Below are 18,703 nucleotides of genomic sequence, written 5' to 3' on the forward strand. Positions count from 1 at the left end.
CCGCCATCAGGCGAGGGAGGGAACGGACGGATTTCGCCGTTCCCCAGCGGGCGTGAGTCCGGCCAAGTAGTGTCCGCTATGCCTGGCCGGTGATAACCAAGCCGAGTGGGCCTACCGCCGGGCTGGCGGGAAGTTACGTCTGTGGAGAGCGTGTAAGACCGATGGGCGGCACACCGTCCCTCGCCGTTTGCTCGGGTCGGCTGTGGTCGGTGAAGCAGAAAACTCGACCTGTGAGGGGCGAATCCCGCTGCTTCGGCTGAGGGAGAGGTCAAGCCTCCACCTTGCTGTCATGGTGGCGGTCACTGCCGGTCGCGGTCAGGGTCTCATCCAGGGCCGCGCCGGGCGTGGCGGACGGCCCGCCCCTCTCGCGGAGCGAGGAGCCTCCGACGGCGCTGAAGTCGTACGCGGTCTCCGCGTGGAACGCCTGGTCGACGCCGGCCGCCTCGTCGTCCGGGTCGGCGCGGAAGCCGATCGTGGCCTGTACCAGCTTGGCCAGCAGCCAGGAGACCACGAAGGAGAACGCCATCACCGAGAAGGCGCCGAGTGCCTGCTTGCCGAACTGGGTGAGGCCGCCGACCCCGTCCACGGCCAGGAAGCCGACCAGCAGCGTGCCGATGACGCCGCCGACCAGGTGGACGCCGACCACGTCCAGCGAGTCGTCGAACCCGAGCTTGTATTTGATGCTGACCGCCCAGGAGCACACCGCGCCGGCGACGACTCCGATCAGCAGCGCGCCCATGGCGTTGACCGCGGCACCGGACGGGGTGATGGCCACCAGGCCGGCGACGGCGCCGGAGGCGGCACCCAGCGTGGTGAAGGCGCCGTGCCGCACCCGCTCGTAGATCAGCCAGCCCAGCATGGCGGCACCCGTCGCGAGCTGCGTGTTGAGCGCCATGTTCGCGGCGGTGCCGTCGGCGGCGAGCGCGGAACCGGCGTTGAAACCGAACCAGCCGAACCACAGCAGCGCGGCGCCGAGCATCACCAGCGGCAGGCTGTGCGGCCGCATGGGGTCCTTCTTGAAGCCGATGCGCTTTCCGACGACGAGTACGGCGGCCAGCGCCCCGATGCCCGCGTTGATGTGCACGGCGGTGCCGCCCGCGAAGTCGATGACTTCCAGTTCGTAGAGCCAGCCGCCCTCGGCCCACACCCAGTGCGCGACGGGGAAGTAGACGATCGTCACCCACAGGGTGAGGAACACGGCCCAGGCGCTGAACTTCACGCGGTCGGCGAGGGCGCCGCTCATCAGCGCCGGCGTGATGATGGCGAACATCATCTGGAAGAGGACGAAGGCGAAGACCGGGATGCCGCCCTTCTCGGTCAGGGACTCGGGCGAGATCCCCTTGAGGCCGATGAAGTCCAGGTTCCCGATCACACCGCCGGTGTCCGGGCCGAAGGCCAGCGAGTAGCCGTAGAGCACCCACAGCACGCTGACGATCGCCAGCGAGATGAAGGACATCATCAGCATGTTCAAGGCGCTCTTCACCCGGACCATGCCGCCGTAGAAGAAGGCGAGGCCAGGCGTCATCACCATCACCAAAAACGCGCTGACCAAGACGAAAGTGGTATCCGCGCCGTTCAATGTGGACGTCTCCTCGGGTCGCGACCCTGCGGGCGGGCCGGTGGGCACCTCCCGGCCGAGGCCGGGGGAGGGCGGGCTGGATGCCAGGTTTCCGAAGCCCGGTTTCGCCCGTCGCCCCCCGGTGTTTCGACACCGTGAAAACAGGCGCGCCGGTGTTACGCGCAGATGAAGCGGGACCTTCCGCGCGGTGACGCGCGTACGCTGCGCCCACTCTGAAGGCGCGCGGTGCAGCCGGCCCCGCAGGCCCCGGGCTCAGCCCGCGACGGCCTCGCTGTCGGTCAGCTCGACGCGGAGCCGCTCGCTCAACTGCACCACGTCCGCGAGCTCACCGAACTCGCGCACGGCACCGGCCGTGGTCCGGCGCAGCCGATTGTTGACCCGTTCCGAGCGCAGCCGCTTGGCGACGCCGAGGGCCTCGCTCGCCCGCGCCACACATCCCTCGGGCTCGCGCTGCAGCAGGTGCACGCTGGCCATGCCGATCAGGTTGAGCGCGTAGGAGCGCTGATGGCCGCCGCCCTCCTCCTCACGGGCCTCCTGCGCGAACAGCTCGACAGCGCGTTCCATCGCCGGCCGTGCCAGTGAGGCGTAGGTGGGGCTGCGGCCGGAGGAGTAGGCCAGATCGCGGTAGGAGTGCGCGTTCTCCGCGTACAGCTCGGCCTCGGAGAAGAACCGGATCCAGTCGGGGTCCGCGTCCGAGGGGTCGATGTCGGAGAACGTCTCCTCGGCCATCCGCACCGCGCGCTTGCACTTGCCGGGCTGGCCCATGTTGGCGTAGGCGCGGGCCTCCATCGCGTAGAGCATCGCCTGGGTGCGGGGGGTGGCGCCCTCCCGGCTGCCGTACTGCGCGAGGTGCACCAGCTCCAGCGCGTCCTCGGGGCGGCCCAGATGGATCATCTGACGGCCCATCTTGCTGAGCACGTACGAGCCGAGGGGCCGGTCACCGGCCTCCTTGGCGGCGTGCAGCGCCAGGACGAAGTACTTCTGCGCGGTGGGCTGCAGCCCGATGTCGTAGCTCATCCACCCCGCCAGTTCCGACAGCTCCGCCGTGACACGGAACAGGCGGCGCCGGACGGGCTCGTCGGGCCGCTCCTGCAGCAGGTCGGTGACCTCGTGCAGCTGTCCGACGACGGCCTTGCGGCGCAGCCCTCCCCCACACTGTGCGTCCCAGGTGCGGAACATCTGAGTCGTCTGCTCCAGCAGCTCCAGCTCCGGTGCGGACAGCCGCGGCCCGCGCCGCAGCCCGCCACCGCCGCGCCCGGCACCCTCGTCGCCGCCCCCGGCACCGGCACCGGCCGCCTGCCGCCGACGGCCCGGGTACGGGGCCTGTCCGCCGCCGCGTACGGCCTCGCCGTACAGCCCGTCCCGGGGTGCGGGAACGGTGGGTCCGCCCGGGGAGGCCTGCTGCTCCCCGGGCAGTCCGGCTTCGGGTCCGGTGCCCGGCACCAGCCAGCGCTGCATGGGCTCGATCAGGGCGGGGCCCGCGGACACGGACAGCGAGGTGCCCAGGAAGCCTCGGCGGCCCAGCATCAGATCGCTGCGGGTGAAGTCGCTGATCATCGCCACGGTCTGGGGTCCGGCCCAGGGCAGGTCGACCCCGGAGGCCGCGGGGGACTGCCGGGCGGGGCGCAGCCCGAGGTCCTCCACGGCGACGACGCAGCCGAAACGCTCGGAGAACAGTTCGGAGAGGATGCGGGGGATGGGCTCCCGGGGCTGCTCGCCGTCCAGCCAGCGGCGCACCCGTGAGGTGTCGGTACTGATGTGGTGTGCACCCAGCTGTCGTGCCCGGCGGTTCACCTGGCGGGCCAGCTCGCCCTTGGACCAGCCACTGCGCATGAACCACGAGCCCAGCCGCTCGTTCGGGCTCTTGCTCGCCTGGCCTCGCTCAGCCACTGGTAACGCCCCCATCCCGCCTTGGTGACGCGCTCAGGAGCGGGCAGGTCCGCGTTGCCCCGCGCGCCCGCACCCTCGACCCCGCCATGCCTGAGGCATAGTCCGCCGCCGCGCTCTCTCCGTTGTGTGTACCGAAAGTAATCCTACGATCACGACCCAGGCGAGCGTAATTGCAGAATCGCCACCATTCGCCACCCCTTCGGATGAACCCTGGAGCACTCGGAGGCGCTTGACTTGACACCTGGGAAGCAAACTCCACGGAGAGGCATCCCCATCTCCCCGTCCTCGCCCAGGAGTCCGACCGCCACCATCTCTTCGTCACTGTGTGCAACGACGCCGTAACCATAAGCATTCGGGACCCGTTGGAGTGAGCATGGGCTTCACGATCGGCGCCATCAGCGGTCTCAGCGGCATCCGCGAGATCCGCGAGCTGCGGCCCGGCGCACGCAGGCGCGAACGCGCCCAGGTGTGCACCACTGTCGCGGAGTACACCAGCCTGTGGGGCTGGGACGTGATCCCCGGCGCCCGCGCCATCCGCTCGGGCGGCCGTGTCGCCTGCTCCTGCGGCGCGAGCGCCTGCCCCTCCCCCGGTGACCACCCGCTCGACGCCTCCCTGGAGGTTCCCGCGGGTGCCACCCTCGACGAGGCCTCCCGCGCCTGGGCGGCGGTTCCCGGGGCGGCCATGCTGCTCCCGACGGGCCGCGCCTTCGATGTGCTGGAGGTCGCCGAGCCCGTCGGCCGGTGCGCACTGGTGCGGCTGGAGCGGATGGGGGTACCGCTGGGTCCGGTGGCCGCGACACCGCACGGGCGGGCCTGGTTCCTGGTCGCCCCGGGCGCGGCGGCCGAACTTCCGGAGCTGCTCTACCGGATGGGCTGGGACGACGCCGGCCTCGACCTGCGCGGCAGGGGCGAGGGCGAGCACATCACGGCGCCGCCGTCCGACCTCGCCGGTCTGGGCGCCGTGCGGTGGCTGCGCCCGCCCACCCTGGAGGCCTCGGGGCGCCCTCCGCAGGCCCGGCTGCTGCTGGGCACGCTGGCGTACGTGTGCCACCGGGCAGCCGCCGTCCGGTGAATCGGCCGCGCGTCCGGCTCCCCGCCGTCGAGCGGCCGCCTGCGGCGCACCGTCGTGGTGGGCCGCCGTCGCGGCGGAACGGGTACCGCCGCGACGGCGGCCTTCGGCCTCAGGCCTCTCGGACGAGCGCGTCCACGAACGCCTCCGGTTCGAAGGGCGCCAGATCGTCGGCGCCCTCGCCGAGCCCGACGAGCTTGACCGGCACGCCGAGCTCGCGCTGGACGGCGACGACGATGCCGCCCTTGGCGGTGCCGTCCAGCTTGGTGAGGACGATGCCGGTGATGTCCACGACCTCGGCGAAGACCCTGGCCTGCACCAGGCCGTTCTGACCCGTGGTGGCGTCCAGCACCAGCAGCACCTCGTCCACCGGACCCTGCTTCTCGACGACGCGCTTGACCTTGCCCAGCTCGTCCATGAGGCCGGTCTTGGTGTGCAGCCGGCCCGCCGTGTCGATCAGCACCACATCGGCGCCGGCCTCGGTGCCCTGCTTGACCGCGTCGAACGCGACCGAAGCGGGGTCGCCGGCCTCCGGGCCGCGGACCGTACGGGCGCCCACCCGGGTGCCCCAGGTCTCCAGCTGGTCGGCGGCGGCGGCGCGGAAGGTGTCGGCCGCGCCGAGCACGACCGACTTGCCGTCGGCCACCAGCACCCGGGCGAGCTTGCCGGTGGTGGTGGTCTTGCCGGTGCCGTTGACGCCGACGACGAGCACCACGCCCGGGCGGTCGACGGCGGCCGCCTCCGCGCCCGGCTCGGTGTGCACCGTGCGGTCCAGGTCGGTGCCGACCAGCTTGAGCAGCTCCTCGCGGAGCAGACCGCGCAGCTCGTCGGGGGTACGGGTGCCGAGCACCTTGACCCGCTCACGCAGCTGCTCGACCAGTTCCTGGGTGGGGCCGACGCCGACATCGGCCGTCAGCAGGGTGTCCTCGACCTCCTCCCAGGTCTCCTCGTCCAGGTGCTCCCGGGACAGCAGGGTCAGCAGGCCCTTGCCGAGGGAGTTCTGGGAGCGGGAGAGCCGGTCGCGCAGCCGCACCAGCCGGCCGGCGGTCGGGGCCGGGGTCTCGATCTCCGGCGCGGCCGTGGCCGCCTCCGCGGTGGCGGGTGCCTCGGCCTCCTCGGCCTCGGGAAGGCCGACCTCCTCGATCGTGCGGCGGGCCCCTTCGGGCGGGGCCTCCGTCTCCTCTCCGACCTTCGGTTCGACAGTGCGGGTGGGGGCTTCGGTAGTGCTCTCGGAGGTGCCGGGCTGCTGGGTCTCGGCCGCCTTCTTCCTGCGGCCGGTGACCACCAGCCCGCTGATCGCGACGAGCGCGATCACAGCGATGACTACTACAAGGATGACGATTTCCATAGCGGCTCCAGTATCGACCACCGTCAACGCTTCGCCGCCATTCCCTCTTCGCGCGCGCTGGGCTACGGTCCGGCACTCGCCATTGCCGTCTGCCGGGTGGGAGTCCTCGTGACCGTGACGACAAGTGTCCGCTTCAACCTCGTCCAGCCCGAACAGCCGCCGGGACCGGCGGAGTCGGCCGAGCGGCCGGTGGAGCGGTACCGGGCGGCGCTGGAGATGGCCGGCTACGCCGACGAGCACGGTGTGACCTCTCTCATCGTCGAGGAGCACCACGGTGCGCCGGACGGCTGGCTGCCCTCGCCGCTGGCCCTCGCGGGCGCCTTCCTGGGACGTACGCGCACCACGCTCGTGACGGCCTGCGCCATCCTGGCGCCGCTGTACGACCCGCTACGGCTGGCGGAGGACATCGCGGTGCTCGACCTGGCCAGCGGAGGGCGACTGGTCACGGTGGCGGGAGTCGGCTACCGCCCGGAGGAGTACGCGGCCCTGGGACGGGACTTCTCCCGGCGCGGCGCCCTGCAGGACGAGGCCCTGGAGACGCTGCTGGCCGCCTGGACCGGCGAGCCGTTCAGCTACCGGGGCCGTACGGTGCGCGTCACTCCGCGCCCGTACAGCAGTCCGCATCCGCCGCTGTTCGTCGGCGGCAGCTCGCGTCCCGCCGCACGCCGCGCCGCGCGGCTGGGCCTGCCGCTGTTCCTCCCCGCGCACCTGCCGCAGCTCGCGCGCTACTACGAGGAGCGCTGTGCGGCGGCGGGCGGCGCCCCGCTGTGTGTGATGCCGCCGCCGGAGCTGCCCGTCGTCCATCTGACCGACGACCCGGACCGGGCCTGGGCCGAGCTGGGGGAGCACTTCCTGTACGAGGCACGCCGGTACGCCGCCTGGCAGACCCCGGATGTGCACTCGGCGATGCGGGCGCAGGCCACCACGGTGGCGGAGCTACGCACGGAGGGCGTCTACCGCTTCGTCACCCCGGACGAGTGCCTGGCGATGGTGGAGCGGCAGCCGGCCGGGGCGCGGCAGGTGCTGCTGCATCCGCTGTGCGGCGGGATGCCGGTGGAAGAGGGCCGGCGGTCGCTGCGGCTGCTGGTGGAGGAGGTCATGCCCCGGTTGAAGGGGCTCGACGGCTGAACGGCTGAACGCCTGCCGCTCCCCGGCCGGGGCCCGTACAGCCCGCTGCCCCGGCTCCTGGCGAAGGAGCCGGGGCAGCGCCGTACGAGGAGTGGGCGGCGGGGGGGCTAGCCCATCTCCTCCAACGCCTTGCCCTTCGGCTCCGGCACCCACTTGAGGATGAACGGAATGGAGAGCAGGGCGAAGACCGTGTAGCCGACGTAGGTGGCCGACAGGTTCCACTCCGACAGGCTGGGGAAGCTGGCCGTGATGGCCCAGTTGGCGACCCACTGCGCGGAGGCGGCGACACCGAGCGCGGCGGCGCGGATCTTGTTCGGGAAGATCTCGCCGAGCAGCACCCAGACGACCACGCCCCAGGAGAGGGCGAAGAACAGCGTGAAGGTGTGCGCGCCGACCAGGGCGACGACGCCCTGTGCGTCCGGCAGCGAGACATTGTCGCCGGAGCCGGTCTTGGCGGAGAACGCCCAGGCCACCGAAGCCAGCGAGAGGGTCATACCGACCGAGCCGATCAGCGCCAGCGGCTTCCGGCCGATCCGGTCGACGAAGAGCATGGCGATGACGGTGCCGATGATGTTCACGATCGAGGTCGTGAAAGAGTAGAAGAAGGAGCTCTCGGGGTTGATCCCCACCGACTGCCACAGCGTCGAGGAGTAGTAGAAGACGACGTTGATGCCGACGAGCTGCTGGAAGACCGACAGGCCGATACCGACCCAGACGATGGGCAGCAGGCCGAAGCGACCGCCGAGCAGGTCCCGGAAGGTGGACTTGTGCTCGCTGCGCATGGCCGTCTCGATCTCGCCGATCCGCGCGTCGATGCCCTTGTGCTCGCCCTCGACACCGGCCAGCACCTCGCGGGCCTTGTCCTGGCGGCCGACCGAGATCAAGAAGCGCGGGGACTCGGGGATGGCGAAGGAGAGCAGGAAGTAGCCGACCGCGGGGATCACCATGATGCCGAGCATCCACTGCCAGGCCTCCAGGCCGGCGACGTCGCCGCGCTGCTTGCCGTCGGCGAGGTTGAGGATGCCCCAGTTGACCAGCTGCGAGACGGCGATGCCGAGGACGATGGCGCCCTGCTGGAAGGAGGCGAGCCGGCCGCGGTAGGCGGGCGGGGAGACCTCGGCGATGTAGGCCGGGCCGATGACGGAGGCCATACCGATGGCGATGCCGCCCAGCACCCGCCACATCGCCAGGTCCCACAGCGCGAAGGGCAGGGCCGAGCCGACGGCGCTGACGACGAAGAGGACGGCGGCCAGCCGCATGACCTGGATGCGGCCTATCCGGTCGGCTATCCGGCCGGCGACGGCGGCACCGATCGCGCTGCCGATCAAGGCGGCGGCGATGACCTGCGCCAGCATGGCGGAACCGACGTCGAAGCGACCGCGGATCGCCTCCACCGCTCCGTTGATCACTGAGCTGTCGTAGCCGAAGAGGAAGCCGCCCATGGCGGCTGCGGCGGTGATGAAGACGACACGGCCGAGGGGCGCGGTGTGCGCTCCGGTGCCTGGCCGCGGCTGCGGCGTCTGCGGCGCTTCCTGCGCTGTGCTGGTCACGTTCTTCTCCTGAGGTACCCCGGCGACAGTGCCGGGCGGGGACACCACCGTCAAAGGGTCGAAGACGGGCCTGCGCGGGGGAAGCGCGCTGGCCTCAGACTTAACGGTGGCCTCTCAGACTGTAAATCTTCAATTCATGAAGTCAATAGGTCAGCTTCTGCGACTCAGAGCACACAGAAGGCGATCATCGTTCGACTTGTGAAGCAAAGCAGTCGGAGTGGAGCCGGCCCGGGACCGCTGCGGGCCGCCTCAGGAGAGGCGCTGGCTGATCACCTTGGAGACGCCGTCGCCCTGCATCGAGACGCCGTAGAGCGCGTCGGCGACCTCCATCGTGCGCTTCTGATGGGTGATCACGATCAGTTGGGAGCTGTCCTTGAGCTCCTCCATGATCCGGATGAGCCGCTGGAGATTGGTGTCGTCGAGGGCCGCCTCGACCTCGTCCATCACATAGAACGGGCTGGGCCGTGCCTTGAAGATCGACACCAGCAGCGCGACAGCCGTCAGCGACCGCTCACCGCCGGAGAGCAGCGAGAGCCGCTTGACCTTCTTGCCCGGCGGCCTGGCCTCCACATCGACACCCGTGGTCAGCATGGAGTCGGGCTCGGTGAGCACCAGCCGCCCCTCGCCGCCCGGGAAGAGTCGGGAGAAGACGCCCTCGAACTCGCGAGCCGTGTCGTGGTACGCCTCCGTGAAGACCTGCTCGACGCGCTCGTCCACCTCCTTGACGACCTGGAGGAGGTCCGCGCGGGTCTTCTTGAGGTCCTCCAGCTGCTCGCTGAGGAACTGGTGCCGCTCCTCCAGCGCCGCGAACTCCTCCAGCGCCAGCGGATTGATCTTCCCCAGCTTCTGGTAGGCGCGCTCGGCCGCCTTGAGCCGCTTCTCCTGCTCGGCGCGGACGAACGGCACCGGCTCGCTGTGCGAGTGCCCGGCCGCGGCCGGCCTGCCCCCGGAGCCCCCCTCGGACGGCTCCTCGCCCTCGGCCGTCACGGACGGCGGCACCAACTGATCGGGGCCGTAGTCCCGGATCAGCCCCGCGGGCTCCACACCCAGCTCCTCCAGGGCCTTGGTCTCCAGCTGCTCGATGCGCATCCGCTTCTCCGCGCCGAGCACCTCGCCCCGGTGCACCGAGTCGGTCAGCTTGTCCAACTCGTCCTTGAGCACCCGGCCCTGGCTGCGCTCGTCGGCCAGCGCCTGCTCACGCTCGGCCTTGGCCCGCTCGATCCCCTCCCGCTCCTCGCGGGCGCGCTGCAGCGACGCCTCGACATGGGCGAGCAGCTGCCGGGAGCCGTCGGCCACGGCCTGTGCGACCTCCGCCTCGTGGCGCAGCCGCGCCCGGCGCTCCTCGGCACGGGCGCGGGCCTCCCGCTCGGCGCGGGCTCCCCGGTCGAGGGCGTCGGCCCGGCCGGCGATCGCCTTGACCCGCTCCTCGTGCGTACGGACCTGGAGACGGGCCTCCATCTCGGTCTGGCGCGCGTTGGCGCCGTCGGCGGCCAGGCGGTCGCGTACGGAGGTGTCCGGATCGGCCGCGCCCTCCGCCTCCTGGGCCTCCTCGGCGGCGGCCAGGCTCTCGGCCAGCTCGTCGGCCTCCTGACGGGCCTTCGCGAGCGCCTCCTGCGCCTTGGTGACCGCCGCGGCGGCGCGCTCGGCCTCGCCCCGGGCCGCGCGGGCCTGGCCTTCGAGGGTGCCGACGCGGCCTGCGACGCGGGACTTCTCCCGCTCCGCGCTGCTGCGCCGCCGGGCCAGATCCTCGACCTCGGCCGCCGCCGCCCTGCGGGCCTCCTTGGCCCGGGCCTGCTCCTCCTTGAGGCGTTCGCAGCGGCTTTCCAGCTCGGTGAGCTTGGCCGCGGCCTCGTCCACCGCTGCCTGCGCCTCCAGCAGGGAGGGCGCGCCCTCCGAGCCGCCGGTGACACGGTGCGCGGACAGCAGGTCGCCTTCGGCGGTGACCGCGGTGGTACCCGGGTGCCGCTTGACGACCTCCTCGGCCGTCTCCAAGGTGTCGACCACCACGGTGTCGGCGAGCAGCCGGCCCAGGGCGGGGCGGAGTTGCTCCGGCGCCGACACCAGGGCGGTCGCCGAGGTGCCCGGCGCCGGCGCGGTACCGTCGCCGGCTGCCGGGCGGGCGCCTCCCGTATCGGCGGCCACCAGCAAGGTCGCCCGGCCGCCGTCCTCCTTGCGCAGCAGCCGCAAGGCCTCGGTGGCGGTGGCCAGATCCGCGACGGCCACCGCGTCGGCGGCCGCGCCCAGCGCGGCCGCTATCGGCAACTCGTGGCCCGGCGTCACGGTCAGCAGTTCGGCCGCCGGGCCGAGCAGACCGGTGAGGCGGTCCTTGGCGGCCAGCAGCGCCGCTGTGCCGTCCTTGCGCCGGAGGTTGAGGGCGAGGGCGTCGTGCCGGGCCGAGGTCGCGGCGCGTTCGCGTTCGGCCTCGGTGAAGGCGTCGCGGGCGGCGCTGAAGGCGGCCTCGGCCTCGGCGAGTTGACGCTTGGCCTGTTCATGGCGGTCCGCCAGCTGCTCGTCGCCCGCGTCGAGGCCGTCGACCTCACCGCGCAGCGCCTCGTACTCCTCCTGCGCCTGTTCCGCGCGCCGGAGGGCGTCGTCGCGGGCGGCGGCGAGGCGGTCGATCTCGGACTGGGCCGAGGCGACGCGGCTGCGTGCGGCCCCGGCCTTGCCGCGCAGGCGTTCGAGGCCTTCGCGGCGGTCGGCGAGGGCACGCGCCTCGTCCCGCAACCGGCGCTCCTCCTGCTCCAGCCTGCGCTCCAGCTCGGCCCGGTGTGCGACGGTCTCGTCCAGCGCGGTGGTGGCGGCCTCCAGCGCCGCCTCCAGCTCGGCCTCCTGCTCGCGGATCCGGGCTGCCTCCCGCTCCATCTCCTCCGGGTCGCGGCCCCTGCGCTCCTCGGTCTGCGGCGCGGCGGCGTGCTGGACGCGCTGGTCGGCCAGGCCGATGGTGCCGCGCACCCGCTCGGCCAGCTGGGAGAGCTCGTACCAGGTCTGCTGGGCCCGCTCCAGCCGGGGTGCGAGGGTGCGGACCTGCTGCTCCAGGTCGGCCTCGCGGCGCAGCGCCTCCTTCAGCTCGGTCTCCGCGGCCTGTTTGCGCTGCTTGAGTTCGGCCTCGTCGGCCACCTCGGTGCGCAGCGCCTCGCGCAGCGAGACGAGGTCGTCGGCGAGCAGCCGCAGCCGGGCGTCGCGCAGATCCGCCTGGATGACCTGCGCCTTGCGGGCCACGGCCGCCTGTCGGCCGAGCGGTTTGAGCTGGCGGCGCAGCTCGTCGGTGAGGTCCTGGACGCGGGCCAGGTTGGCCTGCATGGCGTCCAGCTTCCGCAGCGCCTTCTCCTTGCGCTTGCGGTGCTTGAGGACACCCGCCGCCTCCTCGATGAAGGCCCGGCGCCCGGTCGGGTCGGCGTGCAGTACACCGTCGAGCTGGCCCTGGCCGACGATGACGTGCATCTCGCGGCCGATTCCGGAGTCGGAGAGCAGCTCCTGGATGTCGAGCAGCCTGCAGGTGTCGCCGTTGATCTGGTACTCGCTGCCGCCGTTGCGGAACATGATCCGGGTGATGGTGACTTCGGAGTACTCGATGGGCAGCGCGCCGTCGGCGTTGTCGATGGTCAGCGAGACCTCGGCCCGGCCCAGCGGCGGGCGTCCGGTGGTCCCGGCGAAGATGACGTCCTCCATCTTGCCGCCGCGCAGCGACTTGGCGCCCTGCTCGCCCATCACCCAGGAGAGGGCGTCGACCACGTTGGACTTGCCGGAGCCGTTGGGGCCGACGACGCAGGTGATCCCGGGCTCGAAGCGCAGCGTCGTGGCGGAGGCGAAGGACTTGAACCCCCGCAGTGTCAGGCTCTTGAGGTGCACGCGTCCGGACCCTACCGAGGTTGGCCCGGGGATGTCGCGCCGACGGCCCCGAAGCGACAGGAAGGGTTTTGTCCGGGGGTTTCACCGGGAGGGGGCGGGGGCAGATCAGACGTAACGAAACGCGCCACGGTGAGCACACACTCCGTAAACAGCGGAAGGCGAGCACACGAGAGGCGACAAAAACTAAGGGACGCCGAAGCGTCCCTTGAGATTTCTGAGTACGGCTGTCCTGCTCAGCCCGTCCTGCCCGGCGGGCGCGGATCAGGTCAGCGCAGGCTCGGCCGTTTTCACCTCGATGTCTTCGAACACCGGGTCGCGGTGCCGAGCGGCGGCGGACAGAGCGTCGTTCTCGGCCTGCATCCGTACGAGTTCGGATTCCAGGTCCTGGACACGCTGCTGCAGCCGTCGCATCTCGGCGAGCACCCGGGGGTCGTAGCCGCCGACGTGACCGAGAAGCGCCTTTGCCATGATGGATGGTCCTCCACACTGAGTGACCGACCGTGGGTTTGGTGGGTCGTGAGGGATTCGCACCGTTGAGGGTCTGCTCTGGACTTTTACTAAAGGTTCGCTGGATCAAACAACTCAGGTGCGCGGGGTTTCAGGATCTCACCAAATGGTTTGACGGTCAACACGATCACACGTCGCTCCCCCGGACCTGCCTCGGCTCGACGGCGTCCGACGCCGGAGACGGCTGTCCGCGGGGGTGGCTGAAAGATCCACGGCGCTCACTCGTTGCGGCAGCTTTGCACGGTACGGCGCGAATGGCAACCGTTGTGGATCACCGGATCGCGAAGCCGCGATACCCCCCTCTGGGGGTGTCCCAGATCTCCGTGACGCCGTCCACGTGTCCGGGCGTGTCACCGCCCCGCAGCCACTCCAGCAACTGCTCGCAGTCGGCACGGGTGCCCTCCGCCACGATCTGGACCCGGCCGTCACCGAGGTTGAGCGCGAAGCCGACGAGCCGGCCGATCCGCAGCGCCGCCGCGCGGGTGAACCAGCGGAAGCCGACGCCCTGCACCTCGCCGCGGACCCAGGCGGTCAGCCGCGCGGGCTCCTCGGGGCGCACCGGATCAGGCTGCTCGGACAACTGCTCACCCAGTTGTTCTCTCAGCTGTTCACGCGGCGTTCCGTCCGTACTGTCGGTCGGGTTGATGGCAGCCATGGGGTGCACGGTATCCGGACAATTCCCGAGCGGGCACATCAGGCCCCGTGGGGATGCCGTACATTGCCCGGCAACTCTCTTCACACCTCGCTCACACCCGGGCGTGAAGGGGGACGGAAGAGTCACGCCGTATCGCCGAGCAATGTGAGGACAGCACAGATGGGCCGCCATCGACGCGCTAACCCCACTCCCGCCGCCGCGCCGGAGCCCTTCGAACGGCAGTCCGGGCCCCGGCACCACGCGAGCAGGCACCGCAGACGCGCGGCCACCCCCGTACGGACCGGACTGCTGGGAGCCTCCGCCGCGCTCGCGATGGGGACCGTGGCCGTCGCCTCGGGTCTGATCCCGGCGCCCGGCGGGCTCGGCGGCCCGCGGGACGGCCGGGTACAGGCCGACGGCACCGGCGATCCCGCCTCCCCACCGATATCCGCCACCCCCTCCGACCGGACCGCCACCACCGCCCCCGAGGAGGACCGGAAGGGCGGCGACCCCCGGGCGACCCCCTCGCAGCAGACCTCGCGCCCCGAGAAGAAGCCGAGGACCACCCCTTCCGAGCGGCCGTCGAGGACCCCCGAGACCTCCCACGACGACAAGCGCGGCTCCCGCTCGGGCGACGATCGCCGGCCGGAGTCGGACCGGGCCGGTGGCGGCGGCACCGCGGCCGGCGCCCAGGAGTCCGCCGCCGAGAGCGAGGTCCTCGCCCTGGTCAACCAGGAGCGCGCCAAGGCGGGCTGCCGACCGCTCAAGGCGGACGACCGGCTCGCCACACTGGCCGGCAACTACAGCGAGGACATGGCGCGGCGCGGCTTCTTCTCGCACACCTCCCCCGACGGCAAGAGCCCCTGGGACCGCGCCGAGGCCGCGGGCATAGCCGATCTGGGCGGCGAGAACATAGCGCGCGGCCAGGCCAACGCGCGCTCGGTCATGGACTCGTGGATGCGCAGCCCGGGCCATCGGGCCAACATCCTCAACTGCGACTACCGGACGCTGGGCGTCGGCGCGCACTTCGCCGAGGGCGGCCCCTGGTGGACGCAGAACTTCGGCTTCTGAGGCCGACCGCAACCGGAGCGTTCGGCTTCACCCCTGGCGGGGAGCGCGCTGGCAGCGCGGGCAGAAGTAGCTGGAGCGGTTCATCCACGGGCTGCGGCGCATCGGGGTGCCGCAGCGGCGGCACGGCTCGTCCTCACGGCCATAGGCGTCGAGCGAGCGTTCGAAGTAGCCGGACTCGCCGTTGACGTTCACATAGAGGCTGTCGAAGCTGGTGCCGCCCTGGGCCAGCGCGGCGGTCATCACATCCCGCACATGGCCGACCAGCTCGGTGGTCCGCGCCCTGGTCAAGGTGGCCGTGGGGCGGTCGTAGTGCAGCCGGGAGCGCCACAGCGCCTCGTCGGCGTAGATGTTGCCCACGCCGCTGATCAGCGACTGGTCCAGCAGGGCGCGCTTGATCGTCGTGCGGCGGCGGCGCAGGGCCGTGTGGAAGGCCGCCTCGTCGAAGGCGGGGTCGAGCGGGTCGCGGGCGATATGCGCGATCACATCGGGCAGCCCGTCCTCGGCGGCCGGGTGGAGCGAGAGCCCGCCGAAGGTGCGCTGGTCGACGAAGCGCAGCTCACCGCCGTCCGTGTCCTCGAAGGTGAACCTCACGCGCAGATGCCGCTCGTCGGGGATGCCGGACGGCTGTATCAGGAGCTGGCCGCTCATGCCGAGGTGGGCGAGGAGGGCATGGGAGCCGTCCTCGACGGGCAGCCACAGATACTTGCCGCGGCGCCGGGCGGTCCCGATGCGCCGGCCCGCCAGCCGCGCGGCGAAGTCCAGCGGTCCGGCCGCGTGCCGGCGGATGGCGCGGGGGTGGAGCACTTCGGCGGCCGCGATGGTGCGGCCGCCGGCCCAGCGTTCCAGTCCGCGGCGGACGACCTCGACTTCCGGCAGCTCGGGCACGGGACTCCTCATGGGACAGGGCCCCGCCTGCTCGGGGCCGCCAGCACCACGGCCGCCCCCGGGAGGGGCGGCCGATGCGGGTGCGGGTGGGGTGCGGTGGGGTCAGCGGGACGCCGTGGTGCCCTCGCCGGTCCCGGCGGGCTCGCTGGACCGGGCATCCGGCGCGGACGGTCCCGCGGCACCGCTCTTCTCGGCCGGTGCCCCCTTCTCAGCCTCCGCGCCCTTCCCGGTCAGCGCGCTCTTGTCGGCCTGGACACTGTCCGCCGCGGCCTCGCTGCGGGCGGAGATGGCGCGCCAAGCGGTCTCGGCGGCCTGCTGCTCCGCCTCCTTCTTGCTGCGTCCTGTGCCGGTGCCGTACGCGACACCACCGACGCGGGCAGCAGCCGTGAAGGTCTTCTCGTGGTCGGGACCCGTCTCGGAGACCAGGTATTCCGGGACGCCGAGCCCTTCCGCGGCCGTCAGCTCCTGAAGACTCGTCTTCCAGTCGAGACCGGCGCCGAGGTTGGAGGAGCGCTCGATGAGCGGGTCGAACAGGCGGTGCACCAGTTCGGAGGCCGCTTCCAGGCCCTGGTCGAGGTAGACGGCCCCGATGACCGCTTCCAGCGTGTCGGCGAGGATCGACGCCTTGTCCCGGCCGCCGGTGCCCTCCTCGCCCCTGCCGAGGCGGATGAAGGCACCCAGGTCGAGACCTCGGGCCACACCCGCGAGGGCACGCGAGTTGACCACCGCCGCCCGCAGCTTGGCGAGCTGGCCCTCCGGGAGGTCCGGATGCATGCGGTAGAGAGTGTCGGTGACGACGAGTCCGAGGACCGAGTCACCGAGGAACTCCAAGCGCTCGTTGGTGGGCAAACCGCCGTTCTCGTACGCGTAGCTGCGGTGCGTCAGTGCACGCACCAGAAGGGCGGACTCCAGTCGGTAACCGAGCCGCCCTTCCAGAATCGCGTGGGACGAGGCCGCGTCCACCAGCTCCGCAGAATCTCCTCCCTTCCCGGGAGCGGGGTTCTGAGGAGTGCCGGCGTTGGACATGAAGCCTGTCACCCGCCGATCAGACCTCGAGGACCTGGCGCTTGTTGTAGGTGCCGCAGCTCGGGCACGCGATGTGCTGCTGCTTCGGCTCGCGGCAACGCTCGCACTTCACCAGGGTGGGGACCGCAGCCTTCCACTGCGACCGGCGGTGGCGCGTGTTGCTGCGCGACATCTTCCGCTTCGGAACAGCCACGGCTACTTCTCCTGTGAGTCATCCCCGTCGGCGCGGGGCTCGTTTTCCTTCTCGCCGTCCGTCATGGTCTCGGCGAGTCCCTGCAGTGCCGCCCACCTGATGTCGACGGCGTCTTCGTGCCCGTGGTCGGGGTCGTCCGCCAGCTTGGCCCCGCATTCGGGGCACAGGCCGGGGCAGTCCTCGCGGCACACCGGCTGCAGCGGCAGTGCGAGCACCACCGCGTCCCGCAGCACGGGTTCGAGGTCGAACAGGTCGCCCTCGAGGAAGAGTGTGTCCTCGGCCTCCTCGTCGTCGCCGGGCTCCGCCACAGGGCGGCCCCGGTCGTCGGCGTCGGGGTAGGAGAACATCTCCTGGAAGTCCGCTTCGACTCGCTGGTCGAGCGGCTCCAGACACCTTACGCACTCCCCCGTCAGCGGCGCACGGGCGGTACCCGTGACGAGTACCCCTTCCATGACCGACTCCAGACGGAGGTCCAGCTCGATCGTCGCCCCGTCGGGAACCTTGATGAACTCGATACCGAGGTCACCGGGGGACTCCACCTCGCGGGAGAGCCGCTTCATCGCACCAGGACGCCGCCCCAGCTCGCGTGTGTCGAACACGAGAGGAGCGCGGTGGTCGAGGGGGGCGTTCAGGGCTTCCTGCTTTCTACGGGTGGGGCTGGGGCCGCACGTACTCGCGGCCGAAGAGACAGGATACTTGACGGCTCCCCCATGACCCAATCCGCGCCCGGGTGACACCCGCACCGGGTGACGCCCAGCCCGGCTTCGCGGCTCAGCCGCCCTGGCCGTGCCGCTGCTCGTACGCCCTGAGCTGGTCGATGTCGATCATGCTGGTGTCGAAGAGGCTGGTCTCGTCCAGCTGCGCGTGGGACTGCTGCTGATGCTGCTGCGCCTGGTAGTGCTGCTGCTGGTAGTACGCGTCCTGCTGCTGACCGTAGCCGTACGGGTCGTGCTGCTGCTGCGCGTAGTAGGCCTCCTGCTGCGCCTGCTGCTGGGCCTGGGCGTACGCGTACGGATCGTGCTGCTGCTGACCGCCGTCGTAGGGCAGCTGCTGCTGACCGTAGTAGGGGTCGGCGGCGACCGGCTGGCTCTGCGGCTGCGGGGGGACGTGCGGCGGCTGCGGCGGCTGGGCGGGCGGCTGGGGCAGCTGCTCCCCGTGCGGCGCCTGTGCGGTCGGCTCGGTGTGCGCGAGCCCGGCGAGATAGTCCGCGTCGCTGGTGTGCGCCGTGTAGCCGTCGGCGCCGTCCTGCGCCGCCATATGGGCCGCCAGCTCGTCGATCGGCTCCTGGCCGCGCAGCTTGAGGCGGCCCCGCCCCACGGCCTCCAGCGTCTTGGCGAGCACCGCCGAGACGGAGCCCAGCCGGGCCTCGACATAGCTGTCGGCGCGGCGCTGCAGCTCCCGCGGGTCACCCGTGCGCTCGGGGGCCTCGTGGGCGTACTCCTCGTGCCACTCCTCGGCACCGGGCCCGCTGCCCAGCAGCTTCTCCCGGCCCCGCTCGATGGAGCCGATGGTCTTGGAGAGCACCGCCTCGAAGTTGGCCAGCTTGCTGTCGACGTAGTCGTCCGCCTCGACCCGGATCTCGCCCGCCTCCCGGCGGGCCTCGGCGAGGATGCGGTCGGCCTCCTCCTGGGCACGCCGGGCCACTTCGGTGCCGGACACCAGTGCGGCGCGCTCGGCCTGGGCCGCCTCGATGATGCGTTGCGCCTCCTGGTGGGCCTCGGCCACGACCTGCTCGCGACCGCCGATCACCTCGCGCGCCTCGGCGAGCGATCCGGGCAGGGCCTGGCGCACTTCCTCGAGCATGGCGAGCAGCTCGGACCGGTTGACCACGCAGGAGGCGGACATGGGCATCGAGCGGGCGCCGTCGACGGTCGCCACGATCTCGTCGAGTTTCTGCTGTACGTCCACGCAGGTGACTGTACGGCCCGTGGGCGCGGGCCCGTTACTCCTTCCCGGAAGCCGACGAATCCGGGC

15 protein-coding genes are annotated in these 18,703 nt (G+C 71.6%); 3 read left to right on the forward strand and 12 right to left on the reverse strand.

Annotated features, from left to right (window positions below; all coding sequences use genetic code 11):
• Positions 1 to 268: 268 nt before the first annotated feature.
• Both JW613_RS26835 and JW613_RS26840 read right to left on the reverse strand, forming a co-directional pair.
• A complete protein-coding gene (locus JW613_RS26835) occupies positions 269 to 1,579 on the reverse strand; it encodes an ammonium transporter (RefSeq protein WP_245226328.1) in 1,311 nt (436 codons plus the stop codon).
• Positions 1,580 to 1,831: 252 nt separating this feature from the next.
• Complete coding sequence (locus JW613_RS26840; protein WP_209213475.1) at positions 1,832 to 3,484, reverse strand: NsdA family TPR-like regulatory protein; 1,653 nt, start codon at positions 3,482 to 3,484, stop codon at positions 1,832 to 1,834.
• Positions 3,485 to 3,842: 358 nt separating this feature from the next.
• On the opposite strand from JW613_RS26840, the gene JW613_RS26845 reads away from it, so the two are divergent.
• A complete protein-coding gene (locus tag JW613_RS26845) occupies positions 3,843 to 4,541 on the forward strand; it encodes a bifunctional DNA primase/polymerase (RefSeq protein WP_209213476.1) in 699 nt (232 codons plus the stop codon).
• Between the two features lie 109 nt (positions 4,542 to 4,650).
• Here JW613_RS26845 and ftsY read toward each other — a convergent pair whose 3' ends face one another.
• Positions 4,651 to 5,886 carry a signal recognition particle-docking protein FtsY gene (gene ftsY / locus JW613_RS26850; protein ID WP_209213477.1) on the reverse strand — a complete coding sequence of 412 codons (1,236 nt, stop codon included), beginning with the start codon at positions 5,884 to 5,886 and terminating at the stop codon, positions 4,651 to 4,653.
• A 108-nt stretch (positions 5,887 to 5,994) separates the two neighbouring features.
• Here ftsY and JW613_RS26855 point away from each other — a divergent pair, with 108 nt between their 5' ends.
• On the forward strand, positions 5,995 to 7,014 hold the full coding sequence (locus JW613_RS26855) for an LLM class flavin-dependent oxidoreductase (RefSeq protein WP_209213478.1): 1,020 nt from the start codon (positions 5,995 to 5,997) through the stop codon (positions 7,012 to 7,014).
• 107 nt (positions 7,015 to 7,121) lie between these two features.
• Here the strand turns inward: JW613_RS26855 and JW613_RS26860 are convergent, their stop codons facing one another.
• From JW613_RS26860 to JW613_RS26875, 4 genes are all read right to left on the reverse strand, one after another.
• A complete protein-coding gene (locus JW613_RS26860; RefSeq protein ID WP_099884589.1) occupies positions 7,122 to 8,564 on the reverse strand; it encodes a sugar porter family MFS transporter in 1,443 nt (480 codons plus the stop codon).
• A gap of 249 nt (positions 8,565 to 8,813) precedes the next feature.
• Positions 8,814 to 12,413, reverse strand: coding sequence for a chromosome segregation protein SMC (gene smc, locus JW613_RS26865; protein WP_209213479.1), 3,600 nt, complete (start codon positions 12,411 to 12,413; stop codon positions 8,814 to 8,816).
• A 261-nt stretch (positions 12,414 to 12,674) separates the two neighbouring features.
• Positions 12,675 to 12,881 (reverse strand): hypothetical protein, encoded by a 207-nt coding sequence (locus tag JW613_RS26870; RefSeq protein ID WP_209213480.1) that lies wholly within the window; start codon positions 12,879 to 12,881, stop codon positions 12,675 to 12,677.
• 310 nt (positions 12,882 to 13,191) lie between these two features.
• Positions 13,192 to 13,479 carry an acylphosphatase gene (locus JW613_RS26875; protein WP_099886814.1) on the reverse strand — a complete coding sequence of 96 codons (288 nt, stop codon included), beginning with the start codon at positions 13,477 to 13,479 and terminating at the stop codon, positions 13,192 to 13,194.
• Positions 13,480 to 13,734: 255 nt separating this feature from the next.
• Here JW613_RS26875 and JW613_RS26880 point away from each other — a divergent pair, with 255 nt between their 5' ends.
• Positions 13,735 to 14,625 carry a CAP domain-containing protein gene (locus JW613_RS26880; RefSeq protein WP_209213481.1) on the forward strand — a complete coding sequence of 297 codons (891 nt, stop codon included), beginning with the start codon at positions 13,735 to 13,737 and terminating at the stop codon, positions 14,623 to 14,625.
• A gap of 27 nt (positions 14,626 to 14,652) precedes the next feature.
• On the opposite strand, the gene mutM is transcribed toward JW613_RS26880, so the two are convergent.
• The 5 genes from mutM to JW613_RS26905 form a co-directional block, all read right to left on the reverse strand.
• On the reverse strand, positions 14,653 to 15,510 hold the full coding sequence (gene mutM / locus JW613_RS26885; protein WP_209213482.1) for a bifunctional DNA-formamidopyrimidine glycosylase/DNA-(apurinic or apyrimidinic site) lyase: 858 nt from the start codon (positions 15,508 to 15,510) through the stop codon (positions 14,653 to 14,655).
• A 102-nt stretch (positions 15,511 to 15,612) separates the two neighbouring features.
• Complete coding sequence (gene rnc / locus JW613_RS26890; RefSeq protein WP_209213513.1) at positions 15,613 to 16,536, reverse strand: ribonuclease III; 924 nt, start codon at positions 16,534 to 16,536, stop codon at positions 15,613 to 15,615.
• 19 nt (positions 16,537 to 16,555) lie between these two features.
• The gene (gene rpmF, locus JW613_RS26895) at positions 16,556 to 16,729 is read right to left on the reverse strand and encodes a 50S ribosomal protein L32 (protein ID WP_016470089.1); all 174 of its coding nucleotides are present in this window, start codon (positions 16,727 to 16,729) and stop codon (positions 16,556 to 16,558) included.
• A gap of 2 nt (positions 16,730 to 16,731) precedes the next feature.
• Positions 16,732 to 17,328 carry a YceD family protein gene (locus JW613_RS26900; RefSeq protein WP_180289771.1) on the reverse strand — a complete coding sequence of 199 codons (597 nt, stop codon included), beginning with the start codon at positions 17,326 to 17,328 and terminating at the stop codon, positions 16,732 to 16,734.
• Positions 17,329 to 17,500: 172 nt separating this feature from the next.
• The gene (locus JW613_RS26905; RefSeq protein WP_209213483.1) at positions 17,501 to 18,637 is read right to left on the reverse strand and encodes a cell division initiation protein; all 1,137 of its coding nucleotides are present in this window, start codon (positions 18,635 to 18,637) and stop codon (positions 17,501 to 17,503) included.
• Positions 18,638 to 18,703: the final 66 nt, after the last annotated feature.

Source organism: Streptomyces smyrnaeus (genome assembly GCF_017676345.1).
GTDB lineage: Bacteria > Actinomycetota > Actinomycetes > Streptomycetales > Streptomycetaceae > Streptomyces > Streptomyces smyrnaeus.